Genomic DNA, 25,003 nt, shown 5'->3' on the forward strand with positions numbered 1-25,003 from the left:
CGGTCTAGATGATGTTTTGGTGACGTTGGTCTTAACGCGTCTGGCGCAATTGCGAAGGAACCGCTGCGCGTTGTTTCGGGCGGGCTCATCGCGCGGCCGATGCGGCTGCCGCGCCCTCTAGTTGCTGATCGGGTCATCTCGTCGAGATCGGCGCGCGCCTCGGCGACAGCCTTGTCGCGGCGGGCGAGGTCCCGCTCGCGAGCGGCCTCCTCCTTGCGTCGCTCGGGTCGCGTCGGCGATGCTCCTTCTCGAAGTCTGCGCGTTGCCGGTGCCCTGTCGTGGACCTTCGCCGGGCGTTTCGCAGGTTTCTATATCGAAAAAATCAACGCGCCATTCCTTTTCACGCTGAAGGCAACAGGCAGCGAGTTCGGCGCCGGCCTAGAGTTCGCCGTCGGGCGAGGCTGGCTGGAAATGCACGAAAGCGGCACTTACGTGCGGATACTACCGCCAGGCATCGATCTGTTTCCGCGTCAGTAAAGCAGCAGCACCGATAGCCACGCTGCCAGCGACGTGCAGAGACCGATACCCAGATAAGGCAATGCAAGGCGCATCGGCTTCCCCTCCGAGACGTGAAAACACATCGCCGCGAGCTTCGCATACCCGGCGGCGACCGGCCACGAATCTCCGGTTGCGTCGAACGACGTGGAACCACCGGCATCGCAGGCCGATTGATAACCTGCCGAGCATCGCCGCCGATGCTGGCGGAGCGGCCCCGGTCTACTTGCCCCCAAGCCCCCCAACCGGGGCCGTCTCTCCGACCTCGAGAAGCGGCATGTGAGGATCTCTATGCCAAGGTATTATTTTCACGTTCATCACGGCCAGACCGAACTAGACCGAGAGGGCGAGGAGTTGCCCGACAAGCATGCGGCATGGCGGGAGGCGACGGTGACAGCAGGACAGATGCTGCAAGGACTCGACGGCAGATTGCGCCTGCAGGAGGACTGGAGCATGGAGGTGGTCGACGAGTTTCAGAACCCGCTCTACACCCTGCGTATCAGTGCCGAGAAGCCGAAGTGACGAAGCTCATGATAATAGCGGCGATCGTCCTCACGGCGCTCATTGCGTTTTCGGTGTGGGTGATCGCGCTATGACCTTCGAGACATCGGGTTCTTCCAGACCGTTCGCCTGCTGACATTCGCATGGCATGCCCGCCCCGCACTGACAGCCCTTCTCGTCCCAAGTCTGGAACGGGTGGTTTTCGCAGACCCAGCCCAAGCCGAAGCAGATCTGGCAATCGGGATCTATCAGGTGACCAACTCCAGCGGGCGGTCGGCGCGGAACTTCTTGTAGTCGCTGATGGCCATGTTCGAGAGCATCAAGACCCGACGCTCGCCGCGACGAACCAGTGTTTCCACCGAGTCCAGCAGAACCTTGCTCGCAATCGTCGGATCGCCGAGGTCACCGGTGCGCTCAAGGTAATCCCAAGCGATCTGAATCGAATTTTCCATGACGACGGGTAAAGGCTCACTCATGGAATGGAAACAAGTCCAAGGCCGACGTGTTCCCTTAGGTCCCGATAGGGCTTGATTAGCTTTCGCTATCGAGGCAGGCCGGGCCTGAGAGGAGGACAAGGCGACCGGCGTCGCCACGTTTTGCACAGGGTCAGGAACACGTGGACAAGAAGGAGCCCCGGCATTTCGGAATCCCTGGCCCGTGCTAACCGCCAGGAACGCGCCGGCAGTCCAAGGATTCGTTCCGGCAGGAGTTGATCTCGATGCTGATGACGAAAGAACGACGGCCGGCGATCCGGACGCTGCGTGGGTGGGCGATCCACGTGCTGCAAGAAGCGGGCGCCATCCACGAATGCGAGGCGCACGGCTGGGCGCGGGACCGGGCCGACCCTCACGCGCGCGGGCGGGCCATCGATGACGCCCGTCTGCATCCGCCGGCCGGCGTATCCGCGGACGAAGCCGTCGCGGAGATCGACGATGTCCTGAATTCGATCGGTGACACCTGTCCTGAGTGTCCGACCGAAGACCGCTGACGGACCGAATAGATATGCGCGAAACCACTTTCAAGCCGCGAGGCGCTCCAATGGTATGCTCAACTTCAGCCTGAGGCCATTGCGCCGCCAGTCGTGCTCGATCCGCCCCCCAAGCTCGCCGGTCACGCTGCGCTCGGTCAGAATACTGCCAAAACCACGAGCGTGCGGTTTTACATCGATTTCGGGACCGCCGCTTTCATCCCAGTCAAGACGGAGGTCATCACCGCTCGCGTCCCATGTGACGTGGATCGAACCATCCGGTCGAGAGAGAGCCCCGTACTTGACCGCATTCGTCGCAGACTCATGCAACACCAATGCTAGGCCTGTGACGGCCTTCGCTCCGACAGGCACATCGGGTCCGCTCATGACGATGCGATCGGGCGAGCCATCTTCATGGGGCTGCAACACAGTGCGCACCAGCGTGTCCATCGTCGTCTGCTCGCTTTCGTGCTCCGTGCCCATGATGCCGGGACGGATGAGATCTTTGGCCCGCAACAGCGCATCCAATCGACCGCGAAGAGCGTGAGCCATCTCCTTCGGGCTTCCCGCAGACCGAGCACTCAGTGTGATCATCGAATGGAAGTTGGCGAAAATGTTCTTCACTCGGTGATCGGCTTCCCGCGCGAGCAACCGTTGACGCTCTTGCGCATTTTTCTGATTGGTCACGTCCACCACGACGCCGACAAAGCGATCGGGTTTGCCGTCCTCACCGTACAAGCACTCTCCGCGAGCCTCGACCCAGCGGATATTACCGTCCTTGCGCAGAAGCCGGTACTCCTGCACATACTTTTCCCCGGTGACGACGGAGCGGTTGATGGCGTCGGCGATCCGCTGAACGTCCTCCGGGTGAATGCCCGCGAGGTAATCCGACAATGGAGCTCCATCGTCTCCCTTGGCAGGATCGACCGAGAACATTTCCGCAAACCGAGCGTCGGAATAGAAGGTGTCGGACCGCACATGCCAAGCGAACGTACCCACCATACCCGCGGCGTTCAGCGCCTGGCGCAGTCGCTCCTCCGCTTTCGCCAACGCTCGCTCCGCCAAAACCTGTTGCGTCGTTTCCACGACCACGGCGAGAACGCCTTCCGGACGGCCATTCTCCCCCAGCACCGGGCTGTAATCGAGGTTCATCCAGACCTGCTCGGGAACCCCGGAGCGGTGAAGCGTCAGTTCTTGATTTCGGTAAGACAGCGTGCCCCCGCCCAAGCCCACCTTCATCACGTTGTCATTGAAGTCGGCCACCTCGGGCCAACCTTCTCGGACCTTGGAGCCAAACAGCAAGGGATGCCGGCCTCCCGCAAAAATCGAGTAGGCGTCATTGTAGATCATGATGCCGTCCGGTCCCCACAGGAGCACGATTGGTACGGGTGAGCGCAGCAGAATACCGACCGTGGTCTTCAGGTTCTCTGGCCACTCAGAGAACGGCCCCAAGCTGGTTTTCGACCAATCGAGGGAACGAATAAGGGCGCCATTTTCACCGCCGCCGAACGGGAAATGTTCGTCAGGTTCTGAAGTGCTCACGTGGCGAGATTCCTTTGGAGGCTGTTCCTTCGATGTAGACCTTGTTTCAGTTACTGAAACATAGCCAGCCCTAACTTTGATGCGGCGCTGCGCTGTCGCGACCGTTTCGCGAATAGCTCCGTTCCGTGGCGCCCCGTTCCCACCGGGCGCGCGTTCTCGCCGGCTTCCTGCCGGCGATCGGCATCAGCTTATCCTTCTGTCCGGTAGCCTTCGTGGTTTTCCTTCGGCCACTCGGGATCGCCGGATCGACCGAAGGCGATGGCCATTTGTTCGTCAGATCTGCAGCGAGGAGATGGCAGGCCGGCGTTTGAACCGACGTTCGACCTGCACACCGGAGGCGGTGCGAGACCGCAGCGGAGCCCGCATCGCTTTCCACTCGGCGACCTGCCGCTGCAGTTCGCGCGCGAGATCCGGGTCGATGGCTTCAGGTTTGCCTTGCGACATTTCGGAGATCTGCATCGTCTTCCCTGTTTAGGCGGCGGCCCGGTCGACCGGCCGCAGACGCATCGGCTTTCCGCCGGGCGGATTGCGAGGACCATCGTCCAACGCACGAAGCGCCTCCAGGATCACATCGATAGTCACCGGCGCCTTCAGCCCCTCCGGCGCCCGCAGCGAGGGGCAGGACGCGATGGCCGAGGCGTCTGAGGCCCACGAGGCCAGGATGGCACGCTTTTCGGAGAGGCTGAGGGCGAGATGCGAGACCACGTCCCGCGGATGTTCGAATACCGTCCCGGGATGTAGGACGGCGTTGAGGTCGATAATGTTGTCGTCGAAAGCGGTCGTCGGCCGCATGGCTACCTCCATATTCGAGACGAGTTGAGGAGAGGCCGCGCGAGGACGAACCCGCGCGGCTTACATCATGCCTATTTCAGTCAGGCGTCAGGCGGCCTTGGCCTCGATCTGGGCGACGTTGCCGAGGGCGACGCCGTTGATGGCGATGCGCCGCGGCTTCTTCGCCTCGGGGATCTCCCGCTGCAGGTCGATGACGAGCAGGCCGTTCTCGAAGCTGGCGCCCTTGACCTCGACGTGATCGGCAAGGGTGAACTGGCGCTTGAAGTTGCGCGCCGAGATGCCGCGATGCAGGAACGTGCGCTCCTCCTTGTCGCTCTTGCGGCTCTCCAGCGTGAGGACGTTCTGCTCGACGGTCAGATCGACCTCGTCCGGCTTGAAACCGGCGAGCGCGACGGAAATCTGGAAGCGGTTCTGGTCGAGGCGTTCGATGTTGTAGGGGGATAGCTTTCCTCGCCCACGCGCTGGGCGGCTTCGGCGAGGTCGAAAAGGCGGTCAAAGCCGATGGCCGACCGGAACAGGGGCGAAAAATCTACAGTGCGCATAGCCAGATCCTCCTGAGAGCAAAATGGTTACGAGCGGCACCGGACACGACCGGTGCCCGTCTCAAGTGGCGGGACCCTGATGGCATCCCGATCGCCGAGTGGCGACGCCGGAAAAATTGCGAAATTTCGGGGAAAGTTTCAAGGGGCCGCCGAAAAATTTTTCGGCCAAGGACTTGGGACGGTTAAGGGATCAACCGCCGCGGAGAGAGAGGCTGATGCGCGTGACGATGCCGTCCCAATCGTGCTCTTCTTTGGCGGGATAATTGATGAGCACGCAATGGATCTTCCGGTTCGAAAAGTTGCAGCGGTCGTAGAAGACCTTGTCGCCCTTGTAGCTCGACACAGCGAAGAAACGCGACGTCACGCGCTTGTACTGGATCCGCGAGGGCGGATGCTTCTTTGCGAGAAAGACCGCCGGCGAGTCATCGGAGATATTTGGCGCAGACTGAATCGTGAGGTCGGCACGGCCGTCGGACGTCGTGAAACGCTGGCCTTGGCCGTCGGGCTTGCCGGCTTCCTCGGTGAAGATCGAGGCGGGAAAGTCGACGGAAGTGCCGGTCGCCGGGATGGTGAACGTCGTCCATCTCACGGTCTGCGCCGGCGCAGCAGATGGGCAAAGTGCGAGGGCTACTGAAGCCGTCATCGCCCACTTGGCCACCGCTTCCGGTCTGCTCATCTCGCCATCCTTTTATGGTCGCCGACGCGAGAAGTGCGACGACAGAAGGAAACGGCGGCCCGCCTAAGCGGACCGCCGACTGATTCAACGCACGTTCGTGCCGTAGAGTTGACGCTCTTTCCGGACCTCGTCCGCACCGTACGGCTGGGCCGAGGGATCGTAGCTTTTCCATCCGGCCTTCTGCCAGGCCGCGCTACGGTCGCGCAGATTGACGGCGGACTGATCGAGGATCGCTTCGTACCGCGCACGATCGGCATCCGGAACGCGGGCCGAAACCATCGTGCCGCCGCGCCTCACGCCTTCTGCGTAGAGCGGAGCCTCCTCGTTCGAGACGCCCGCCTGCGTCAGCGCCCCGACGACGCCGCCTGTGGCGCCGCCGGCGACGGCCCCCAGCGCCGTCGATGCGAGCCATCCGGCCGCGACGACCGGGCCCAGGCCCGGAATGGCCAGCAATCCGAGGCCTGCAAGCAGCCCGGCAGCGCCGCCGAGACCCGCGCCTAAGCCCGCTCCCGTAGCGGCACCTTCGGCACGATCGTCGACCCCGTCGCGGTCGCGATCGACCTTCTTGTCGGTGCTGTACCAGTTGTCCGAGTTGTTGGCGACGATGCTCAGATCCGAATGCGGCAAGCCGGCCGCCTCCAGGTTCGTCACCGCACGCTGCGCATCGGAGTAGTTGTCGTAGAGACGAGAAATCGTAACCGTCATATCGGATCCTTCTGAGTTGGCTGCTGCGGCTTGGTCACTTGGAGGCGTTCACGTTGCCCTGGAAGTCGAGGCTGACATCCGTCGAAGCGCCGCCCTTGCTGGCCTTGCCGCGCCATACCCCCTTGTCGTCCTTCTTCAGCGACGTCACACCGGAATAGCCGGCCTGCTCGATCTTGGATTTGGCCTGGCCCTCGGTGAAGCTGTTGGCGCCTGAAACCGGCTTGTCGGAATTGTTTTGGCCGGAACTGTTGACCGCGCCATTGTTCGGGCGATCGGTCGCCGGCGGATTTTGCGCGAACGACGGACCGGCCAGAAGAGATGCAGTGGTTAGCAGCAGAAAAAACTTCCTATTCATATCGTCCTCCAGTAGTGGCCGGGCACAACAGGTTTACAGGCAAGGTGTTCCTATTTTTCCCGATTCGGTTTCAACGAAGCCAATCCTTGGCTGGTATGGAATGGACCTGCACCATCAGATATCGCCCAATTGAAAGAAGCGCGGTCGAGGCCGATTACAGCGCCGCCGACGCAGGTCGCGGAGGCGCGACGCCTCGAATGCGGGGCGATCTCCGCCGGCGAGGCTTTCCGAACAAGGGAAGGGAACTGCCGATCGTCTGTGCGGTTTTGAACTCCATCCGGAGTACGATTGGCGAGGAAATGCAGTGCGAATACTGGTCGTTGAGGACGACGTCCTGATCCGCGAATTCGTGGTCGAAGCGTTACGGGAGGAAGGCCTCGACGTGATTCACGCACGCAATGGAGAGGAGGCCTTGCAGTGGTGCAAGGTAGCAGACGTGCTCGTTACGGACGTCAAGCTGCCGGGAGGGATCGATGGATGGCAAATCGCCGAGCGTTGCCGAGAACAGGATCCGGACCTTCCGGTGATCTACACGACGGGATTCTCGCCAGTCCAGCCTCGGCCCGTACCGGGGAGCGTCCTGCTGCAGAAGCCCTACCATCCGGACGAGATCGTGTCGGCCATAAGGAAGGCCACCGAAGGTCGTTCCGCTTGACGTTCACGCCGCAGGAACGTGGAAGGACAGATGCGGTGCCGCTTTCACGTGCGATCCGCCCGCGCAGTCAATCACGCGCGGAGGCCGGCTGCAGATCTTCGTAGAAGGCGTGCCTCCGGGGTGCTGGTTGAATAGTGTAGAATTTAGCGAAGCATGGCCTATTCGCGAGCGCGGCGCAGCGCATCCTTCAGCTTTTCTCTCTCGCCTTCCCAGCGCGCGTCTTCGCCCCCGACCCGCTTCTCCAGTTGGCGCCGCTCGGCGTCGAGCACCTCCGATCGTTTTTCATGCTCCCGCTGCGCGGCGTCCAGCGCCGCCTGCGCCTTCGCGATCGCCTTCTCGCGCTTAGCCCGCTCCTTCTCCCGGACCGCCTCCTCCTTGCGGCGCTCGGCATCGCGACGCTTCTGTTCGCGCTCGAACTCCGCGGCGGCCTTTTTTGCATCCTCGTCGCTGACCTTCAGCGCCGCTTGCCGCTTCGGTTCCGGACGACGAGCCTTCTTCTTCGGGCCACTTGCCTCGTCGCCCAGAACGGGCAATTCGGCATGCTCGGCGAACCTCCCGCTCGACCCGGCTGCGCGCTTCAGCACCACGCCGGGCTTCGCCATGGCCGCGGCGACGACGTGCGGATCGTCGGTCTCTTTGGCGAAGCCTTGATGGAAGAGATTGCTGCCGGCGCCCCACGCCTCCAGCGCCGCCTTCATCGACGGCGCCGCGATCGCGAGGTCATAGAAGCCAAGCGAGGTCTGGTAGGTCTTCAGCTTTCGCGCCATGCGGCGCCTACTTTGCGAGGAGCGAATCCGCGAAGCAGGCCAGCAACGTTGCCGGCCCGGGGCGGACTTCGGCGCATCCGGCTTGCCGCAGCGATGCTTCGGTAAAACCGCCGCAGAGCACGCCGATCGTCCGGATGCCGGCCTTTCCCGCCGCCTCGGCATCGTAGGGGGTGTCGCCGATCGCGACGGCATCTCCGCCTCCGATCCCGAGCTTGCCCAGAGCGACCTCGAAGATGTCGGGGGCCGGCTTGGATTCCTTTACGTCGTCCGAACTGGTCGTGACGTCGACCAGGTCGGCGATGCCGGCGATATTGAGGTAATTCTCGAGCTCATCCTTCTTGGCGGAGGACGCGATGGCGATGCGGAGCCCGGCATCGCGCACGCGGCGCAGCAGGTTCGGGACCGCGGAGAAGGGACGCACCAGCGGCAGATATTCGTTCTCGAAGCGCTTGCCGCGCCATTTCTCCATCTCGCTGCCGTGGTCGCGCTGCGCGTCGGCCGTGAGGAAATGCGGTATCAGCTTGTCGCCGCCCTTGCCGATCTGGCTCCTCGCCTGCTCGAAGCTGACATCGTGACCGAACTTCACCATGGCTTCGTGCCAAGCAAGCGCGTGGAGATCGACCGAGTCGAGCAGGGTCCCGTCCACGTCGAAGATGGCGGCTTTGGGCATTCAGGATCCTCCCGGGCGGAACCGCCCTGTCTTCGCATACCAGTCGGCGTAGATCGTGTTCTTCGCCATGTGGCGGTTGACGTCGGGCGAACCATCGCCCCACCAGACGGGGCCTCGCTCGCCGAGCGCTGTCTTGGCATCGTCCACGGCACGATGGGCCGCCGCTTCGGCCTTCGGATCTTCCTGCGCCTTGGCGTCCCGGACAGCCCGCCTGGCTGTCATGAGTCGCTTTGTCAGCTTCGATCTCTGCGCCTCATCAAGGCCCGGGTTGGCCATCCGCCAAAGCCGGCCGCGGACGACGAAGTAGCGGCCGTCCGGTGTCACCGGATTCTTCACGCCGACTTTCGCCGGGCCCCTGTGGCCGGCTTCTTCGCGGCCGCTTCCTTCGCGGGCTTCTTGCCCGCGATCGGCATCAGCATTTCTTTCTGGCCAGCCGCCGCCTTCTTCGATTTCTTGGCCGGTTTCTTCGAAGCCGACGGCGAGGCTGCAGCACCGCCGACGCTCTTGCGCAGCGCGTCCATCAGGTCGACGACGTTCTCGCCGCGCGGACGTTCCTTCGGCGTGATCGGTTTGCCTGCGCGCTTCTGGTTGATGAGATCGACCAAGGCGGTTTCGTACTGGTCTTCGAACTTGGCCGGTTCGAAGTTGCCGGCCTTCTGCTCGACGATGTGCCTGGCGAGATCGAGCATGTCCTTAGTGACTTTCACGTCGTCGATCTCGTCGAAATACTCCTTCGGATCTCGCACTTCGTAGGGGTAGCGCAGCAGCGTCCCCATCAGGCCCTTGTCCAGCGGCTCGAGCGCGATGATGTGCTCGCGGTTGGTCAGCACCACCCGCCCGATCGCGACCTTGTCCATCTCGCGGATCGTCTCCCGGATCACCGCGAAGGCGTCGTGACCGACCTTGCCGTCCGGCCGCAGGTAGTAGGGGCGGATCAGGTAGCGCGGATCGATGTCGGTCTTGTCCACGAACTCGTCGATCTCGATGGTCCGGGTCGATTCCAGAGCGACGTTCTCGAGCTCCTCCTTGGTGACCTCGATGAAGGTGTCGGTATCGACCTTGTAGCCCTTGACGATATCCTCGTTGGGAACCTCGTCGCCGGTATCCGCGTCGACCTTCAGATACTTGATCCGGTGGCCGGTCGCCCGGTTCAGCTGGTTGAAGCTGATCTTCTCGGACTCGGACGTCGCTGGGTACAGCGCCACCGGGCACGTGACGAGCGACAGGCGGAGGAAGCCTTTCCAATTAGCGCGGGGGGCCATGTACGCGGAACTCCAGAATGGGGACTGGATTCAAGACGAACGAGGCTGGTCGGTTCCGACATCGGACCGTCCTTCGACCACCATTCTTGCAATCAATTAGATAATCGTCGTCATCTCATAGAGCGCCACGGCGGCCCCCAGGCAGCGCCGCCACGGATTGACCCCGCGGACGATCTCGTCAGCGGCCCACACCAACAGCCCCCCTTTGAAAATGACCGTCAGGCCTAGGCTCAATCGACCGGCCGACGGCCAGATCCAGAGGAGAATTCCCGCGACCATCACGATCCATAAGGCGAGATTGGGCGCCTGTGCGATCGTAATCTCGCCGGTTTCCCGGTTACGAAAGAACCACAGAAGGGCCCGGCGCACGCTCAGAGCTCGACTTCGCCCTCGTCGCGCCCGGCCCAGTAGGTGGCTCGCTTCGCCGTCACTTTGATAAGGACGATACCCGGCGTGTCCACGCCGTTGTCGAACCACTTGTCGAGATCGCTCGTCCAGTGCTGCCGAAAAGCAGCCTTGTCACGGATCAGTTCGGCCGTGCCTTCGACAGCGACGTAGATCCCTCGGGAAAAAAGACCCGCCTCGGACGAAAAGCCGAGCGCCACCTTCGGATTCCGCTGGATGTCCGACACCGCCCGAGCCTGTTCGTAACTGAAGTAGTACGACGTCCCGTCGTAGGCGACGTCGCCGTTGTTGCTCATCGGGCGATTGGCGATCTCGCCGTTTTCGGTGTGGGTCGAGAGAATGGCGATGTCGATATCGGCCATTTCCTTCGCGATCTCGGCGAGTGTTTTCTTGGACATGAATTCCTCCGGGGTCGGGGCAACCGGCAAGGAGCGTTCGTGTTCCTCCATCCGAACGCGCGCGTCCGGAATCCCCCAGCATGTCGGAACCGGCCCAACTCCCCGAAAGGGCGGTGAATCGCGCCAATTTTCCATGTGCCGCGACCTGAGAGGCCGGTATGTTGCCGACGATGTTTCAGGATACCATCAACTTGGCCGCGATGGCCGACGCCTTGAACCTGTCGCCGGATTTTCGCGTCCTGCGGCGGCTCGTCCCAAGGATTCCGTACGCTCCGTCGATCGGACAAGAGGTCCGGACCGGCATCCTGCTCGATACCGAGACCACCGGCCTCGATCACCGAAAGGACGAGATCATCGAGCTCGGCATGGTCAAATTCGACTACGCCCACGACGGCCGCATCGTCGGCGTGCGGGATGTCTTCTCCGCGTTCAACGAGCCGTCGGTGCCGATCCCGGCGGAAGTGACGAAAATAACCGGGATCACCGACGAGATGGTGGCTGGTCACAGACTCGACGATGCAGCGGTCGCGGCTTTCGTCGAGGACAGCGTGATCGCGATCGCGCATAATTCCAGTTTCGATCGCAAGTTCGTCGAGCGGTACTGGCCGGTGTTCGAGCACAAGGCCTGGGCCTGCAGCATGAGCGAGATCGACTGGCGGGCGCACGGTTTCGCGGGAAGCCAGCTCGGATACCTGCTCAACGGGGCGGGCTTTTTCCACCAGGCCCATAGGGCCGTCGACGACTGCCATGCGCTGCTGGAAGTCCTGGACTTCACGCTGCCGACGACCGGCGCGCCGGCGCTCGCGGTCCTGCTCGATACGGCACGCCGGAAGACGATCAGGATTTGGGCCGAGCAGTCGCCGTTCGAGTTGAAGGATTCGCTGAAAAGGCGAGGTTATCGGTGGAGCGACGGTACGGATGGCCGCCCCAAGTCCTGGTACGTCGATGTCGGCGAGTCCGCCGTCGACGACGAGCTCGCGTTCCTGAAAACCGAGGTCTACCTGCGCGACGTCGAGCCGCGCCTGCAGACGCTGACCGCCTTCACCCGCTTTTCCTGCAGGATCTGAGGCGGTCAGGTGTTCGCGCCCCCGAGGCGGCTACCGCCCGAGACGCTTCTCCACCTTCTTGCGGGTGTTGCCGACCTTTTTGACCGCCTTCTTGACGGCGGAAGCCGAGTGCTTGGTCTTCTTGGCTTCGTAACCAACTTCGTGCTTCTGTCCGCCGGCGACGCGGGCCCGGTCCTGATTGCGTCCTCGCGTGGTCTTCTTCGCTGCCTTTGCCATGGTCGGCTCCTTCATTGAACGATGTCGAAGCAACGTCACAAGGATTCACTGGTTCCGGAACGATTCCACGTGTGCCATCTTGAATCACGTTTGTTGCGTGGAGTTGGTTCGTGGCGTTTGCGCGTAGGAAGCCTGCCGATATCGGCGTCAAGGCACCGTTCCCGGATTTCGTCGAGCCGGCCCTGGCATCGCCGATCGAGAGGGTGCCGTCCGGAGATCGATGGATTCACGAAATCAAATTCGACGGCTACCGTGTGCAGGTCCATCTGCACAATGAGGCGGTCAAGGTGTTCACCCGCCGCGGCCACGACTGGACCGATCGCTTCAAGAAGGTCGCCCAAGACGTTTGGCGCATTAAGGCGAGCTCCGCGGTCGTGGACGGTGAGATCGTCGTGCCGGCCGCCGACGGCACCACCGACTTCTCGGTGCTGCAGAACGAGCTACGGGGGAGTTCGAAGCGCATCGTCCTCGTCGCCTTCGACCTGCTCTACCTGAACGGCCGCGACTTGAGGAAGCTTCCTCTCCATCAGCGGAAGGCAGAGCTCAAGAAGATCATCGCCGGGACCGATGTCCAGTTCAGCGAAAGCTTCGACATCGAGGGCGCCGAGATGTTCGCCCACGCATGCAAGCTCGGACTTGAGGGAGTGGTCTCGAAGGTCCGCGACAGCACCTACGCCAGCGGCCGCGGCAACAACTGGGTGAAGAAGACCTGCGCTCAGCGCGAGACGCTGACCATCGCGGGCTTCGCCCTCGACGGCACCAAGTGGGACGGACTCTACGTCGGACGGCGAAAGGGCGCCGATCTCGTCTACGCAGGCAAGGTCGACCACGGGTTCGACAAAACCTCGACGGCCGAGCTCCGAAGACGGCTGGAGCCCCTCGTCCGGAAAACCCAGCCCTACGCCAAGCGGATCGCGCACAAGGGCGTCTGGGTCGAACCGAAGCTGCTTGCGGAGATCGAGTACCGCGCGAAGTCCGCCGAAGGCAAGGTCCGGCACCCCTTCTTCAGGGGACTTAGAGAAGACCTCTGAACGGTCGACGATGGCGACTGACGGCCTGGCCACCGTCGGCTTCGAGGCAGATCGCTGGTGACCCTACGTTGCGCCATTGCATTGGCCTACTGCCGATAAATGCCCGGACGCCCTCTGCTCCGTAGGGGCGTGAGGAGTTCATCGGACTGAATGAACTCGTCAAGTGGCGTCGAAAAGTTAAGGGTTCCAGCTCCCGGGGCTCGCAACGCTGGTGTGATCCCGGATAAGGTGAGGGGCGGCGCATCGCCGCGCTTTGCGAGGCATGTAATGTCAGGCGTCATCGAGCGAAACAACGTGAACGTTCGAGGTGCCGGCGACCGGGCTATTGTGTTCGGGCACGGCTTTGGTTGCGACCAGAACATGTGGCGTTTCGTGGCTCCGGCGTTCGAGAAGGATTTCGAGACGGTCACGTTCGACCAGGTCGGCGCAGGCGGGTCGGATCTCGCTGCTTACGATAAGTCCAAATACTCGAGCCTATCGGGCTATGCCGACGACCTCGTCGAAATCGGCCGCGAACTCGAACTGGAGGATGCCATCTTCGTCGGGCATTCCGTCAGCGGCATGATCGGCGTGCTCGCCGCGCAGAAGGCCCCCGGCATGTTCGGCAAGCTCGTTCTCGTTGGACCCTCGGCCCGATACATCGACGACGACGGATACGTGGGCGGCTTCAGCGCTGCGCAGATCGAGGAACTGCTGCGGTTCCTTGAGTCCAACCACATGGGCTGGTCGACCCAGATGGCGCCTGCGATCATGGGCAATCCCGACCGCCCCGAACTCGGCGAAGAACTGACCAACAGCTTCTGCCGGACCGATCCGGAGATCGCGAAGGCGTTTGCCCGGGTCACTTTCACCTCCGACAACCGCAAGGACCTGGCAGGCGTCGCCATCCCGACTCTGATCCTCCAGTGCAAAGAGGACATCATCGCGTCGCTTGAGGTCGGCGAGTTCGTCAACCGCAACATACCGGGCAGCCGGATGATCGTCCTCGATGCGACTGGACACTGTCCGAACCTCAGCGCCCCCAAAGAGGTGGTCGCCGCCATGCGAACGTTCGTCTAGTGAGCATGGCCGGTCCCAACTTCGATGACATGATCGAAAATGCGCCGTGCGGCTACATCACGCTACGCGCAGATACGCGCATCGAACACGTCAACCGGACGTTCCTCGCATGGTCCGGGCACGCCGCGGATCGAATGGTCGGGAAGCGCTTGAGCGATTTCCTCACCTTTCCCGGCCGCATCTATTTCGAAACCCACATCGCACCCCTGCTCCGGATGCAGGGTTTCTTCAACGAGTTCGCGATCGACATGCTCACGGCGGCCGGCGATCCGCTGCAGACTATCGCGAACGCCAATGAGCGCCGCGATCCGGACGGAAACGCCCTTGGTATCCGCATCGCTTTGATCAAGGCGACCGACCGGCGCCGGTACGAAATGGAGCTTCTTTTGGCGAAGGATCTGGCCGTGACAGCGGAAAAGGCCACGCAGGAGCTGCTACGGCTTGAGAACGAAACATCGCAATTTCGCGAGCAGTTCATCGCCGTTCTCGGTCACGATCTGCGCAATCCGCTCGCCTCGATCAGCGCCGGCGCGCGTATCCTCGATCGGACGGTCCAGAGCGAGCAGGAGCACCGGGTCACCGCGATGCTGCAGTCGACCGTCATCCGGATGAGCGCGATGATCGACAATGTGCTCGATTTCGCACGCGGCCGGCTGGGCGGCGGCATCACCCTGCAGCGCGACGCCCGCAGGCCGCTCCAACCCGAACTCGAACAGGTCGTCGACGAACTGCGCATGGGATCACCCGGCAGGGAGATCCTTGCGGACTTCGCAATCGATCGGCCGGTCAATTGCGACCGCACGCGCATCGGCCAGCTACTCTCCAACCTTCTAGGCAACGCCTTAACGCACGGCACATCCGCCCAGCCGGTCGTCGTTCACGCCGAAACACATGATGGTTCTTTCGAACTCTGGGTCGCCAATGCCGGCGAGCCCATACCGGAAGTGGCCATGGAGAAGGTGTTCGAGCCGTTCTTCCGCGGAGAGGCCCGCGCAAGCAGGCAAGGACTCGGGTTGGGGCTCTACATCGCTTCTCAGATCGCGAAGGCGCATGACGGCTATTTGACCGTGTCGTCGTCTCCGAAGGAGACGCGCTTCACATTCACGATGCCGTCGAACTAACCCGGTTTCAGATTTCATCCGGCGTGCGGATGCTCCAAAAAGAAGCGCAGCATTTCCTTCGTGGCATCCGGTCCCTCTCCGTCAGTATAGGATCCGGCGGGGCTCCCTCCCGACCAGGCGTGGCTGGCGCCATGGATGTTCCAGTGCTCCAGGATCTCGCGCTGGCCATCGACGTAGGTGGTTCGCGTATATCCATGCCCTCCCGGAATTTGCCCGCGATGCACCTTCTTCTGCGTCCTGGTCGCTCCGATAGCCTGTTCGACGACATGGGCGCCGTTGTCGGGATGCACGGTGGCGTCGCGATCACCGTGAAAAACGATGGTCGGGATCGCCGGGCCGGTCGCCGCGGGACGAGCGCCTTTGCCCCCGTTCCGCATGGCGGTGAACGCCGAGGGCATATCGGTGGCGGCTCCGCAAGCGAGGCCGGAATGGATCCCGACCGCCGCGTAGAGATCGCCATAGGTGGCTCCCATGATTGCTGCAGCGGCACCTCCGGCTGAGAGGCCGGCGACGAAGACGCGCTTTGGATCGATCGAGTAGTCGCGCATGACTTGGCGCGTGATGCCCGCGATGAGCGAGGGCTCGCCTTCGTCGCGGCGCTGGTCGGCCGCGCGAAACCAGTTCCAGCACTTGGACGGATTGGCGCCGCCGGGCTGTGCCGGATAGACCACCAGACAGTTCTGTTCTTCCGCGATGAAGTTCATTCTGGTGCCGGCTGCGAAATCGTCCGGCGACTGCGTGCAGCCATGCAGCATGACGACCAGCGGGAGCGTTTGACCTCGTTGGTAGCCGCTGGGGATGAACAGCTTGTAGGACCGACTTCCGGCGTTGTTGCTGTACTTGCCGTCGATGAACTTCGTGCCTTCCGGCACGATGTCGGCCTTCGAAGATGGCGCATGCTTGGCGCCCCGCAGACCGAGCCAGGTACCGTCCTTGGCCCGATCGAACAGCGGCCGGTGTCCACGTGCCGTGATCCCCGGAGCTTTGGGGGCGGCCTTGCCGATGCGGTTTGATTTGAGGTCGATGGTGGGCGGCAGACCGACGAGCTGCGGGACGAGTGATGCCGCAGCGGGCGCGTGCTCTCCTTGGAACATGCGCTGTAGCAGCGCCGTGGCTTCGGTCAGTTGCCCCGCCCGGGTCAATCGCGTGGCTTCTCGCAGCGTTTCCTGATTCAACATCGTGTTCACCTTGTTCTGTCAGCGAGAGCGGCCTTGACCGCCGGGGTGGCATGGAGGGCGCCGAGCACCGAGACCGAGCCGATGGTGGCGCGCGCGAGATCGGCCGTGACGTCCTGCGAGATGGTGGCGAGGCCGAGCACATTGATGTGCAGCATCTCGCCGGCTTGCCGCGCCGCTTCGAGATCCGCGCGCGTGTAATGCCGGAGGCCGAGATCCAGGCCCTTACGGGCGGTGGATTGCTTGACGACGTCGGCGTGACGCTCGAGCTGATTGCGGATCGCCGTCCGGATGAAATCCGTGCGGTTCGAATAGAACCCGTCTTTCACCATCAGATCGATGTGGCCTAGGTCAACGAAGCCGAGATTGATGGTGATCTTTTCGCTTTCAGGAGGCTTCGGCCTCAGTTCTTGGACATTCGAGGGCATCCTGAGACCTTCCTTAAACCATCTGTATGGATGGTATATGGATGGCAAGACGCCCGAAGCAAGAGGGCCAGTGGCCAAGCCTCGAAGAAAGGGCGCCAGACTTTGGCCGCAGAGGCGAAAACATTCGACGACGACCAAGGCGACTGGAACAGGGGGACAATCCTTCGCCCTGCCGATTCAGAATCCCAGTCCCGTGCTAACCGGCGGAACGACCGAGGGGTGGAAGGATTCGCTCCTAAAGCAGGAGCGACGGCATGCTGATGAAGAAACAGAGACGCCCGGCGGTCCGAATGCTGCGAGGTTGGGCGCTCGCAATATTGCAAGAGGCCGGCGCAATCCATGAATGCGAAGAGCACGGCTGGGCGCAGGACCGTGCCGATCCTCATGCCCGCGAACGCGCCTTCGACATCGCCCGCCAGGATCCGCCCTCCGGCTTCTCGCCGGAGGAAGCCGTCACGGAGATCGGCGACGTGCTCGGGTCGATCGGCGACACTTGTCCCGAATGCCCGCCATCACACTGAGATGCATCATAAACCCGCGCGCCGACTCGGCGCGCGGGTCAAGCGATCACTTTTGGTCCGCAGGAGCCTGAGCGTTTGCCTTGTTGGCGTCCGCCTTGTTCGCTTCGTGATGACCTACGACGCAACCGGCCGCAGCGCCGAGCTTGCCGTGTCCCGCCATGTGTCCGGCGACGCCACCGACGATGGCACCCTTGATGCAGCCCTTGGCGTCCGCAGTGGGCGCCAGGGCGAGAGAAATCACGGCTGTGCAAGCCGCTACCAAAATCCATTTCATGTGCCGTCTCCGATTGTGAAAGATGCACGGATCCAACGGATCCGGATGCGCTCCGTTCCGACGGCGCTACTCGTTCCTTGCACGGCGCAAGGCATCGGTGAGCTTTGCTTTCTCCTTTTGCCAGCGAGCCTCTTCGTCCTGCCTTCTCTTCTCGACGGCGGCGCGCTCCGCTTCGATGTCGGCTGCGCGGAGATCATGCGAGCGCTGTGCCTCGTCGAAAGCAGCCTGCGCCTTGGCGGTCGTCCGATCACGCCGCTCACGCTTTTTGGCTTCTTCGGCAAGTTCGCGCCGGCGCTCGGCTTCACGCTGTTTCCGCCGCAGCTCAAAATCGATCGCGGCCTTGCTGGCCGCTTTTTCGCTGACTTTCGGAGCCGTGGACTTCTTCGCCTTCGATCGGCTCGCGCGAGGATGTTCGATATCCTCACTCGTCGGCAGGTCGGAATGCTCCGCAAAGCCTCCACTCGATCCAGCGGGGCGCCTGAGCACTACGCCAGGCTTCGCCATCGTCACGGCAACAACGTCGGGGTCGTCCGTCTCCTTCGCAGCGCCCTGATGAAACAGGTTGCTACCCGCGCCCCAGGCATCCAGCGCCGCCTTCATCGATGGCGCCGAGACCGCGAGATCATAGAAGCCCAGCGACGTTTGGTAGGTTTTCAGCTTTCTCGGCATGGAGGCTGGAGGCGACCGCAAGATTCGATTTCAGCGCCGACGAGCGAACCAAACTCCTAGCACGAAAGCCGCCAAAAGAGAGCGCAGCGGCGCCTCTATCGTCATCTTCCTGAGCCGCTCCGTCAATTCATCCGCGACCCGCCGGAGGTCCGTTTGTTTCCTCATCCCCGACGTTCCGGGAAGAGGATTCTCAAAGCCGTTCTGATCGTTCGGCAGTCCGGAGGCTTCTGTCATCGCCGAAGTTTCGCGCGCGTCCATGCAGTCCTCCTACGTTTGCAGAAGCAAGCGTTATCAAGACCTCTATGTTCCTAAGCCGACTTCCGCCGCGCTCCGGCCGCCGGCTTCTTCGCTGCGGTTTCCTTCGCCGGCTTCTTCCCGGCGATCGGCATAAGCATTTCCTTTTGGCCTGCCGAGGCCTTTTTCGCCTTCTTGACCGGCTTCTTCGAAGCCTTAGTCTCGGCCGCGGCGCCGCCGACGCTCTTCCGCAGCGCGTCCATCAGATCGACGACGTTTTCTCCCCGCGGCCGTTCTTTCGGGGTGATCGGCTTGCCGGCCCGCTTCTGGTTTATGAGATCGACCAGGGCGGTTTCGTACTGGTCCTCGAACTTGTCCGGTTCGAAGTTGCCGGCCTTCTGCTCGACGATGTGCCTGGCCAGATCGAGCATGTCCTTCGTGACTTTGACGTCATCGATCTCGTCGAAATACTCCTTCGGATCGCGGACTTCGTATGGGTATCGCAGCAGCGTCCCCATCAGACCCTTGTCCAGGGGTTCCAGCGCGATGATGTGTTCACGGTTCGTCAGCACCACGCGGCCGATCGCGACCTTGTCCATCTCGCGGATGGTTTCGCGGATCACCGCGAAGGCGTCGTGGCCGACCTTGCCGTCCGGGCGCAGGTAGTAGGGACGGATCAGATAGCGCGGGTCGATGTCGGTCTTGTCGACGAACTCGTCGATCTCGATGGTCCGGGTCGATTCCAGAGCGACGTTCTCGAGCTCCTCCTTGGTGACCTCGATGAAGGTGTCGGTGTCCACCTTGTAGCCCTTCACGATGTCCTCGTTCGGGACCTCGTCGCCGGTGTCGGCGTCGACCTTGAGATACTTGATCCTGTGGCCGGTCGCCCGATTCAGCTGGTTGAACGAGATCTTTTCGCTCTCCGAGGCCGCCGGGTACAGCGCCACCGGGCACGTGACGAGCGACAGGCGAAGGAAGCCTTTCCAGTTGGCGCGGGGGGCCATGAACGCGGTACTCCGAATGGACGGTCGGCTGGATTCAAGACGAATGGGACAGCATGGTTCCGACATGTCCGGCGGAAGAATCTGGACCCGCTGCAGCCCGAACTAGGCCGAGGCCCTCCAACCCCGGCGCATACCTTCGAAAAGCCCGTGAATGGCACGAAATCCGGGTACCTCGTGGAGGTTTTGGCCGGTAATGTGGAGCCGATGAACGTGCTGTGTAGCGGCTCTGAATATTGGGTCTGACTCATTTCTGATGAAGTTTGCCGGGCGACTGTGGTTCTCAAACGGAGAATCAGCGCCATGCGGACGGACTTTCAAATCTCATCGCTAGTACCGAGTGGTTTGGTGTTTGATGGTGTAAGTGACTCAATGGATTCGCTTATTCTGGCTGTTAGGTCGGAAGCTGCGGAGGCTCGGTGCCCTTTGTGCGCGACAGCGTCGAGCCGCATCCATAGCCGCTACGTCCGGCACGTTGCCGATTTGCCATCAGCGGGCAGAAAGGTGCGCCTCCGATTGCTCACGCGGCGCTTCACATGCGAGGTGCCGCATTGCCGCCGGCGGATCTTCGCGGAGCGGTTCGGAGAAGACGTCGTTCCGCTTCGACGGCGTCGGACGGCACGGCTCGAACACATCGTGCATCACCTGGGGTTGGCGCTTGGCGGCCGGCCGGCAGCAGGCTTCGCCAAGCGGCTCATGCTGCCTGTCAGCAACGATACCTTACTGCGGGTGGTCCGCCGGCGGACGGCGATGCCGACGGATCCATTGCTTGTTGTGGGCATTGATGACTGGGCGTTCCGGAGAAACCGTCGGTACGGGACCATCGTGTGCGATTTGGAGCGTCGGCGGATCGTTGCCTTGCTGCCCGACCGGGAAATGGCGACCGTTCAGGCGTGGCTGTCGAAGCACCCGGGCATCAGCATTGTGTCGCGAGATCGCGGTGGTGGATATGGCGAGGCAGCAGCCAAGGCGCTCCCGAACGCCATCCAAGTCGCCGACCGCTGGCATCTGATGGAAAACGCGAGCGCGGCCTTCCTTGATGCGGTGCGCCGCTCCATGAGCAAAATCCGGACCGCAATCGGGGCGACGACGATCGATCCTAAACTGCTGACCTGCGCGGAAAAGCTTCGCTATCAGGGCTATCTGCGACGCCAGGACAGCCATGCCGCAATTGCCGCTCTTGTCAGCGACGGTGTGCCGCTCAAGGAGATCGTCCGCCGCACAGGACATAGTCGCAATCTGGTTCGCCAAATTAGTCGCGGCGGCGGTACGGATATGTTCCGGACTCGTCAAAGCGCCCTGGATGGGCACCTGCCGTTCCTGGACGCGCAGTGGTCAGGCGGCTGTCGCAACGGTGCCGAACTCTGGCGCCGTTTGAGAGGGCAAGGCTTTAGGGGATCGCTGCGCGTGGTGGCGGAATGGGCCACGCGACGGCGACGCTCCGAGACTATCAGCCATCAACAATTGCAGAAGGTCCCCGCCGCCAGGACGATAGCGCAGTTAATGACGACGAAGCGCGACCACCTAACCAAGGCCGAGACCGTCACGGTTGCCGCTATTGAACAAAGCGTTCCTATGCTGGCCGATGCCCACGCTCTCGTTGGCCGCTTCCACGCGATGATCCGAAAGAGGGTCGAGATCGAGCTCGAACCTTGGATAGATGCATCCAAGCGGAGCCTCATCGGCTCGTTCGCGAATGGCATCGCCAACGATAAGGGCGCGGTGCACGCGGCTATCACGCAACCCTGGTCCAATGGCCAAGTGGAAGCTCAGATCACCAAGCTCAAGCTGGTCAAACGGCAGATGTACGGGCGCGCTAAGCTCGATCTCCTTCAGGCTAGGCTGATTGGCGCGCCATAAAAACAAAGACGATCATCGAATATGCGTCAGAGCCAATGTTGGGCGCCGATCGGGGGGCAAAAGCCGCGCCGATCCACATGGTTGATCGAGTTCGCCAACGATCCGGGAATGGGCTGGCCGCCGCCCGAGCCGTACGGCGACCACCGTTGGGGACGGTTGCTCGGACAGCGATCGCTCTCATGGTGGAAGAACGTCACCTGGACGCTGGAGAAGGCGGACTGCGGCATCGCCGCGCGGCTGGCCTCTTCAGTCCGATCCTGCGATATCACCTTTGTCTCTCAGACTGCTATCCAGCAACGGAGCATGGGCTCGCATGAGGTCCGATCCGTGATTAGAGGCGAGGGCAAGCAGGTGTTGGCGCAGCGCCCCGGCCGATGCCGCGAAAAGATCGAAACCTATATCCCCGGGTCGAAGAAGCAGATTGTCTCTACCAGACAGGTTCAGCGCGCACATGGACCAGTTGGGGAAAAGGCGAGAGTCGGACCAACTCATGTCGCGAACCATCGGCAACGAGTTGCGCGCATCCGCACAAATGCGCGAGAAACACTCCTGCACTTCCTTTTTTGGCCCCTCCAGCAATTGCACGAATGCATAGCCGTCGCTGAGCAGAAAGCCTGTGATTCCGTCGCGACGGTTGTTAGCGTCCGATGCAACGAGAATATCCTGCATGGTATCAGCCAGCGCCACGGCAACAGACACGCTGGCCGTGCTGACATAAAGCAAGCTGAAAACTGGAAGCTCATTCAAGACGGTAAATCCGCAACGCTCAATCCTTCGAGCACCCTTCCAACCACTCTGCGGATGCTAACAAGGAAGGGGCTACGATGTCGACACGTCTGCTCGAGCGCCGATGGATTGAATTTCCACTTTTAGTCCAGCACCCGCACCAGATCCGCCGATTGGTACGGTTTCGTCAGCAACGTCGCGCCAATCTCCCGAGCATCTTGTGCAGCGCCAGCATCGCCGGTGACGATTATGATCCTTAAGTTCGCTGATTTCTCGCGGGCCTGGCGGGCCAATACAGTGCCTGAGACCTGCGGTAGGCCCACGTCGGTCAGGAGGGTATCGACTGAATTCGAAGCGAGCATGTCCAGTGCGGTCGGCGCGTCGGGCGCTTCCAGCACTTCATGGCCCAAAGTTCGCAGCATTTCGCAAGTCGTCGAACGGACCAGTTCGTCGTCTTCGACGACCAAGATTGTGCGGAGGCGCGAAGCGATCTCGGGCCGCGGCAGCTCGCTGATTGTCCCTTGTTTTACGGCCAACTCGCGCTGGGACTGGTTCGCGAGGACGTGGCGGATTTTCCGGGCCAGTTGCTCCCGGCTGTAAGGCTTGCCCAAGAGTTCGACCCCGCGGTCGAGTCGGCCGCCATGCACAATGGCGTTCTCGGTGTAGCCCGAGGTGAACAGGACCGCGAGATTGGGTAGCCGCTCCTTGGCGGTTCGGGCCAAGTCAGGGCTTCGCACTGGGCCCGGCATCACCACATCGGTGAACAGCAGGTCTATAGGAAGACCGCTTTCGATCACCCCCATGGCGCTGGCTCCGTCTTTCGCCTTCAGGACGCGGTAGCCAAGGTCGCGTAGGAGCGCCACGGTACCCTCCCGCACATCCTCGTCATCCTCGACAACGAGGATCGTTTCACTGCCGCCACGAACGGGAGTGCTTGAGAGGTCAGTTACGACGTCTTCGCTCTCATGGGCCCGCGGGAAGTAGAGCTTCACCGTTGTACCATGCCCGAGCTCACTATAGATTTTGATGTGCCCGCCCGACTGCTTGACCAAGCCGTAGACCATGGAAAGACCCAGCCCGGTGCCCTTTCCTTCAGGCTTGGTGCTGAAAAAAGGCTCGAAGACCCGTTGGACGATGTCGGTAGGCATTCCGGAACCGGTGTCGGTCACTGCCAACATAACATACTGGCCGGGCTGCACCCCCTCGTGGCTGGCCGCGTACCTGTCGTCGAGGAAGGCATTTCCCGCTTCGATCGTGAGCTTCCCGCCCTCGGGCATGGCGTCGCGCGCATTGATAGCTAGATTCAGAACCGCGTTCTCGACTTGGTTTGGGTCTACGAGCGTGTTCCACAATCCTCCCGAGACGCAGGTCTCGAACTCGATATCCGCGCCGATCGTGCGGCGCAGCATGTCGTCCATCCCTCTGATGAAGCGTCCAACGTTGATAATCCTCGGTTCGAGGGCTTGCCGCCGGCCAAACGCCAGGAGCTGCTGGGCGAGCCTTGCCCCGCGAGAAACGCCCGCGAGGGCATTTTGAATCCGGACCTCGGCCCGCGGATTTCCCGCTACATCTTTGGCCGCCAAGTGCAAGTTGCTGCTGATCACCTGCAGAAGATTGTTGAAGTCGTGTGCCACCCCGCCCGTGAGCTGGCCTAGCGCTTCCATTTTCTGCGCTTGCGCCAGAGCAGCCTGCGTCTGCTGTAGCGACTGCTCAGCCTCTTTTCGCTCGCTGATGTCGCGGGTGACCTTGGCGAACCCAATGATCTTGCCGTCTTCGTCGCGGATGGCGTCGATGACCACGTGCGCCCAGAAGGTGCTTCCATCCTTTCGCTTGCGAAGGCCCTCCGCCTCCCACCGCCCGTCGCGGGCCGCCGTCGCGAGGCCCCGCGCTGGAATGCCTGCGGCTGAGTCTTCCGAGGTATAGAATCGGCTGAAGTGTGACCCGATGATCTCGTTGGGCGCATAGCCCTTGATGCGCTGCGCGCCGGCGTTCCAACTTGCGACGTAACCTTCTGGGTCCAACATGAAGATGGCGTAATCGGTGACACCTTGAACGAGTAGGCGAAATTGCTCCTGACTGCGCCGGAGCGCTTCTTCCGCTGCCTTGCGTTCCGTTAGATCTCGAGTCACTTTCGCGTAGCCGATGGTCTCTCCCGATGGCGATCGGATAGGGTCGATCACCACGTGGGCCCAGAACCGCGTGCCGTCCTTGCGCAAGCGCCATCCCTCACGCTCGAAACGGCCCTCGCTGGCGGCGATCTTCAAGGCAAGTTCGGGAATGCCTGCGTTTCGCTCTTCCTCGGTGTAGAATTCTGAGAAGTGGCGGCCGATAATCTCGTCAGCTGCGTAACCCTTGAATCGCGCGGCTCCGGGATTCCAACTGGACACGATGCCCTTCGCGTCGAGCATGTAGATTGCGTAATCGGTAATGGCGTCGACAAGGAGACGGTAACGACCGTCGTCGCTCGCTGAAGCTTCCAAGCGATCGTCAAGATTCATAGGGTCTCTGAGCAAGAGCAACGGGCAGGTAAACATCAACAGGTACGGATGTTGGGCGGCAGACTACATCAATGACTGACGGTTACAACTGTGGTGCCCCCAAGCCAGTAACAGCAACAGCTTAGCCGCGAGTTCCAAGCTTGCGCGCACTTAAGCAAAGCCGAACGACCGCCCATCGGTGTACTTTCCGCATTGCTACTGCAGCAGGACTTTTGCCGCGCGCGGTCGGAAACTGCCGAATTTCCCCGAGTTGCAAGGTTGCATCTGTTCGCAACACCGGATGCCCTTATGAGGCCCGAGCCGTTGCCAACACCGGCTTGGGCCTTTCCTTTGCGGCCATGAAAACGGCAGTGGTGTGTTCAGTTGATACTCAGGAACTTACTTTTGGCAG

General features: G+C 62.0%; 32 protein-coding genes and 1 pseudogene. 10 read left to right on the forward strand and 23 right to left on the reverse strand.

The features are described from left to right. Window positions 1-213 precede the first annotated feature (213 nt). Together XI06_RS05220 and XI06_RS05225 are read left to right on the forward strand one after the other, a co-directional pair. The gene (locus XI06_RS05220; RefSeq protein WP_333909307.1) at window positions 214-477 is read left to right on the forward strand and encodes a hypothetical protein; all 264 of its coding nucleotides are present in this window, start codon (window positions 214-216) and stop codon (window positions 475-477) included. Window positions 478-786: 309 nt separating this feature from the next. After that, a complete protein-coding gene (locus XI06_RS05225) occupies window positions 787-1,017 on the forward strand; it encodes a DUF6894 family protein (protein WP_271604707.1) in 231 nt (76 codons plus the stop codon). A 227-nt stretch (window positions 1,018-1,244) separates the two neighbouring features. On the opposite strand, the gene XI06_RS05230 is transcribed toward XI06_RS05225, so the two are convergent. Beyond that, on the reverse strand, window positions 1,245-1,472 hold the full coding sequence (locus tag XI06_RS05230; protein WP_271604708.1) for a hypothetical protein: 228 nt from the start codon (window positions 1,470-1,472) through the stop codon (window positions 1,245-1,247). A 242-nt stretch (window positions 1,473-1,714) separates the two neighbouring features. On the opposite strand from XI06_RS05230, the gene XI06_RS05235 reads away from it, so the two are divergent. Then, complete coding sequence (locus XI06_RS05235; protein WP_271604709.1) at window positions 1,715-1,984, forward strand: hypothetical protein; 270 nt, start codon at window positions 1,715-1,717, stop codon at window positions 1,982-1,984. A 30-nt stretch (window positions 1,985-2,014) separates the two neighbouring features. Here XI06_RS05235 and XI06_RS05240 read toward each other — a convergent pair whose 3' ends face one another. The 7 genes and pseudogenes from XI06_RS05240 to XI06_RS05270 form a co-directional block, all read right to left on the reverse strand. Next, a complete protein-coding gene (locus XI06_RS05240; protein ID WP_271604710.1) occupies window positions 2,015-3,505 on the reverse strand; it encodes a PAS domain-containing protein in 1,491 nt (496 codons plus the stop codon). A 273-nt stretch (window positions 3,506-3,778) separates the two neighbouring features. Then, on the reverse strand, window positions 3,779-3,964 hold the full coding sequence (locus tag XI06_RS05245; RefSeq protein WP_271604711.1) for a hypothetical protein: 186 nt from the start codon (window positions 3,962-3,964) through the stop codon (window positions 3,779-3,781). A gap of 12 nt (window positions 3,965-3,976) precedes the next feature. Next, window positions 3,977-4,297 carry a hypothetical protein gene (locus XI06_RS05250; protein ID WP_271604712.1) on the reverse strand — a complete coding sequence of 107 codons (321 nt, stop codon included), beginning with the start codon at window positions 4,295-4,297 and terminating at the stop codon, window positions 3,977-3,979. 87 nt (window positions 4,298-4,384) lie between these two features. Beyond that, window positions 4,385-4,839 (reverse strand): annotated as a pseudogene (locus XI06_RS05255) (Hsp20 family protein). Window positions 4,840-5,029: 190 nt separating this feature from the next. Further along, window positions 5,030-5,482, reverse strand: coding sequence for a hypothetical protein (locus XI06_RS05260; protein ID WP_271604793.1), 453 nt, complete (start codon window positions 5,480-5,482; stop codon window positions 5,030-5,032). A 117-nt stretch (window positions 5,483-5,599) separates the two neighbouring features. Then, the gene (locus XI06_RS05265; protein ID WP_271604713.1) at window positions 5,600-6,220 is read right to left on the reverse strand and encodes a hypothetical protein; all 621 of its coding nucleotides are present in this window, start codon (window positions 6,218-6,220) and stop codon (window positions 5,600-5,602) included. A gap of 34 nt (window positions 6,221-6,254) precedes the next feature. Continuing rightward, window positions 6,255-6,575 carry a hypothetical protein gene (locus tag XI06_RS05270; RefSeq protein ID WP_271604714.1) on the reverse strand — a complete coding sequence of 107 codons (321 nt, stop codon included), beginning with the start codon at window positions 6,573-6,575 and terminating at the stop codon, window positions 6,255-6,257. Window positions 6,576-6,879: 304 nt separating this feature from the next. On the opposite strand from XI06_RS05270, the gene XI06_RS05275 reads away from it, so the two are divergent. Then, window positions 6,880-7,230, forward strand: a complete 351-nt coding sequence (locus XI06_RS05275) for a response regulator (RefSeq protein WP_271604715.1) — start codon at window positions 6,880-6,882, stop codon at window positions 7,228-7,230. Between the two features lie 158 nt (window positions 7,231-7,388). Here XI06_RS05275 and XI06_RS05280 read toward each other — a convergent pair whose 3' ends face one another. From XI06_RS05280 to XI06_RS05305, 6 genes are all read right to left on the reverse strand, one after another. Further along, on the reverse strand, window positions 7,389-7,997 hold the full coding sequence (locus XI06_RS05280) for a cell envelope biogenesis protein TolA (protein ID WP_271604716.1): 609 nt from the start codon (window positions 7,995-7,997) through the stop codon (window positions 7,389-7,391). Between the two features lie 7 nt (window positions 7,998-8,004). Beyond that, window positions 8,005-8,667, reverse strand: coding sequence for an HAD family hydrolase (locus tag XI06_RS05285; RefSeq protein ID WP_271604717.1), 663 nt, complete (start codon window positions 8,665-8,667; stop codon window positions 8,005-8,007). Next, window positions 8,668-9,003, reverse strand: a complete 336-nt coding sequence (locus XI06_RS05290; RefSeq protein ID WP_271604718.1) for a hypothetical protein — start codon at window positions 9,001-9,003, stop codon at window positions 8,668-8,670. Then, complete coding sequence (gene ku, locus XI06_RS05295; protein WP_271604719.1) at window positions 9,000-9,929, reverse strand: non-homologous end joining protein Ku; 930 nt, start codon at window positions 9,927-9,929, stop codon at window positions 9,000-9,002. Before ku (XI06_RS05295) ends, XI06_RS05290 begins: the two co-directional genes overlap by 4 nt. A gap of 96 nt (window positions 9,930-10,025) precedes the next feature. Then, a complete protein-coding gene (locus tag XI06_RS05300; RefSeq protein ID WP_271604720.1) occupies window positions 10,026-10,298 on the reverse strand; it encodes a hypothetical protein in 273 nt (90 codons plus the stop codon). Window positions 10,299-10,300: 2 nt separating this feature from the next. Continuing rightward, the gene (locus XI06_RS05305) at window positions 10,301-10,732 is read right to left on the reverse strand and encodes a pyridoxamine 5'-phosphate oxidase family protein (RefSeq protein ID WP_271604721.1); all 432 of its coding nucleotides are present in this window, start codon (window positions 10,730-10,732) and stop codon (window positions 10,301-10,303) included. Between the two features lie 158 nt (window positions 10,733-10,890). On the opposite strand from XI06_RS05305, the gene XI06_RS05310 reads away from it, so the two are divergent. Further along, window positions 10,891-11,799, forward strand: a complete 909-nt coding sequence (locus tag XI06_RS05310; RefSeq protein WP_271604722.1) for a 3'-5' exonuclease — start codon at window positions 10,891-10,893, stop codon at window positions 11,797-11,799. A 30-nt stretch (window positions 11,800-11,829) separates the two neighbouring features. Here XI06_RS05310 and XI06_RS05315 read toward each other — a convergent pair whose 3' ends face one another. Next, complete coding sequence (locus XI06_RS05315; RefSeq protein ID WP_271604723.1) at window positions 11,830-12,015, reverse strand: DUF3606 domain-containing protein; 186 nt, start codon at window positions 12,013-12,015, stop codon at window positions 11,830-11,832. A gap of 110 nt (window positions 12,016-12,125) precedes the next feature. Here XI06_RS05315 and ligD point away from each other — a divergent pair, with 110 nt between their 5' ends. From ligD to XI06_RS05330, 3 genes are all read left to right on the forward strand, one after another. Beyond that, entirely contained in the window at window positions 12,126-13,046 is a 921-nt protein-coding gene (ligD, locus tag XI06_RS05320; RefSeq protein WP_271604724.1) for a non-homologous end-joining DNA ligase, read from the forward strand. A gap of 267 nt (window positions 13,047-13,313) precedes the next feature. Beyond that, window positions 13,314-14,105, forward strand: coding sequence for an alpha/beta fold hydrolase (locus tag XI06_RS05325; protein WP_271604725.1), 792 nt, complete (start codon window positions 13,314-13,316; stop codon window positions 14,103-14,105). A 5-nt stretch (window positions 14,106-14,110) separates the two neighbouring features. Next, complete coding sequence (locus XI06_RS05330) at window positions 14,111-15,226, forward strand: sensor histidine kinase (protein WP_271604726.1); 1,116 nt, start codon at window positions 14,111-14,113, stop codon at window positions 15,224-15,226. A gap of 14 nt (window positions 15,227-15,240) precedes the next feature. Here XI06_RS05330 and XI06_RS05335 read toward each other — a convergent pair whose 3' ends face one another. After that, a complete protein-coding gene (locus tag XI06_RS05335; RefSeq protein ID WP_271604727.1) occupies window positions 15,241-16,404 on the reverse strand; it encodes an extracellular catalytic domain type 1 short-chain-length polyhydroxyalkanoate depolymerase in 1,164 nt (387 codons plus the stop codon). A gap of 5 nt (window positions 16,405-16,409) precedes the next feature. Further along, entirely contained in the window at window positions 16,410-16,829 is a 420-nt protein-coding gene (locus XI06_RS05340; protein ID WP_271604728.1) for a CopG family transcriptional regulator, read from the reverse strand. A gap of 254 nt (window positions 16,830-17,083) precedes the next feature. Between XI06_RS05340 and XI06_RS05345 the strand changes: the two genes are divergently transcribed. Further along, window positions 17,084-17,350, forward strand: coding sequence for a hypothetical protein (locus XI06_RS05345; RefSeq protein ID WP_271604729.1), 267 nt, complete (start codon window positions 17,084-17,086; stop codon window positions 17,348-17,350). Between the two features lie 46 nt (window positions 17,351-17,396). On the opposite strand, the gene XI06_RS05350 is transcribed toward XI06_RS05345, so the two are convergent. From XI06_RS05350 to ku (XI06_RS05365), 4 genes are all read right to left on the reverse strand, one after another. Beyond that, a complete protein-coding gene (locus tag XI06_RS05350; protein ID WP_271604730.1) occupies window positions 17,397-17,624 on the reverse strand; it encodes a hypothetical protein in 228 nt (75 codons plus the stop codon). A gap of 66 nt (window positions 17,625-17,690) precedes the next feature. Further along, window positions 17,691-18,293 (reverse strand): cell envelope biogenesis protein TolA, encoded by a 603-nt coding sequence (locus tag XI06_RS05355; RefSeq protein WP_271604731.1) that lies wholly within the window; start codon window positions 18,291-18,293, stop codon window positions 17,691-17,693. A 30-nt stretch (window positions 18,294-18,323) separates the two neighbouring features. Beyond that, on the reverse strand, window positions 18,324-18,551 hold the full coding sequence (locus XI06_RS05360) for a hypothetical protein (protein WP_271604732.1): 228 nt from the start codon (window positions 18,549-18,551) through the stop codon (window positions 18,324-18,326). Window positions 18,552-18,601: 50 nt separating this feature from the next. Then, window positions 18,602-19,531 carry a non-homologous end joining protein Ku gene (gene ku, locus XI06_RS05365; RefSeq protein WP_271604733.1) on the reverse strand — a complete coding sequence of 310 codons (930 nt, stop codon included), beginning with the start codon at window positions 19,529-19,531 and terminating at the stop codon, window positions 18,602-18,604. 300 nt (window positions 19,532-19,831) lie between these two features. On the opposite strand from ku (XI06_RS05365), the gene XI06_RS05370 reads away from it, so the two are divergent. Beyond that, window positions 19,832-21,388: an ISL3 family transposase gene (locus XI06_RS05370; protein WP_271604734.1), complete on the forward strand. Its 1,557-nt coding sequence runs from the start codon at window positions 19,832-19,834 to the stop codon at window positions 21,386-21,388. 246 nt (window positions 21,389-21,634) lie between these two features. On the opposite strand, the gene XI06_RS05375 is transcribed toward XI06_RS05370, so the two are convergent. Next, window positions 21,635-22,135, reverse strand: a complete 501-nt coding sequence (locus XI06_RS05375; protein WP_271604735.1) for a BLUF domain-containing protein — start codon at window positions 22,133-22,135, stop codon at window positions 21,635-21,637. A 122-nt stretch (window positions 22,136-22,257) separates the two neighbouring features. Further along, entirely contained in the window at window positions 22,258-24,612 is a 2,355-nt protein-coding gene (locus XI06_RS05380) for a hybrid sensor histidine kinase/response regulator (RefSeq protein ID WP_271604736.1), read from the reverse strand. Between the last annotated feature and the right edge of the window lie 391 nt (window positions 24,613-25,003).

Source organism: Bradyrhizobium sp. CCBAU 11434 (assembly GCF_028128895.1).
Taxonomy (GTDB): domain Bacteria; phylum Pseudomonadota; class Alphaproteobacteria; order Rhizobiales; family Xanthobacteraceae; genus Bradyrhizobium; species Bradyrhizobium zhengyangense.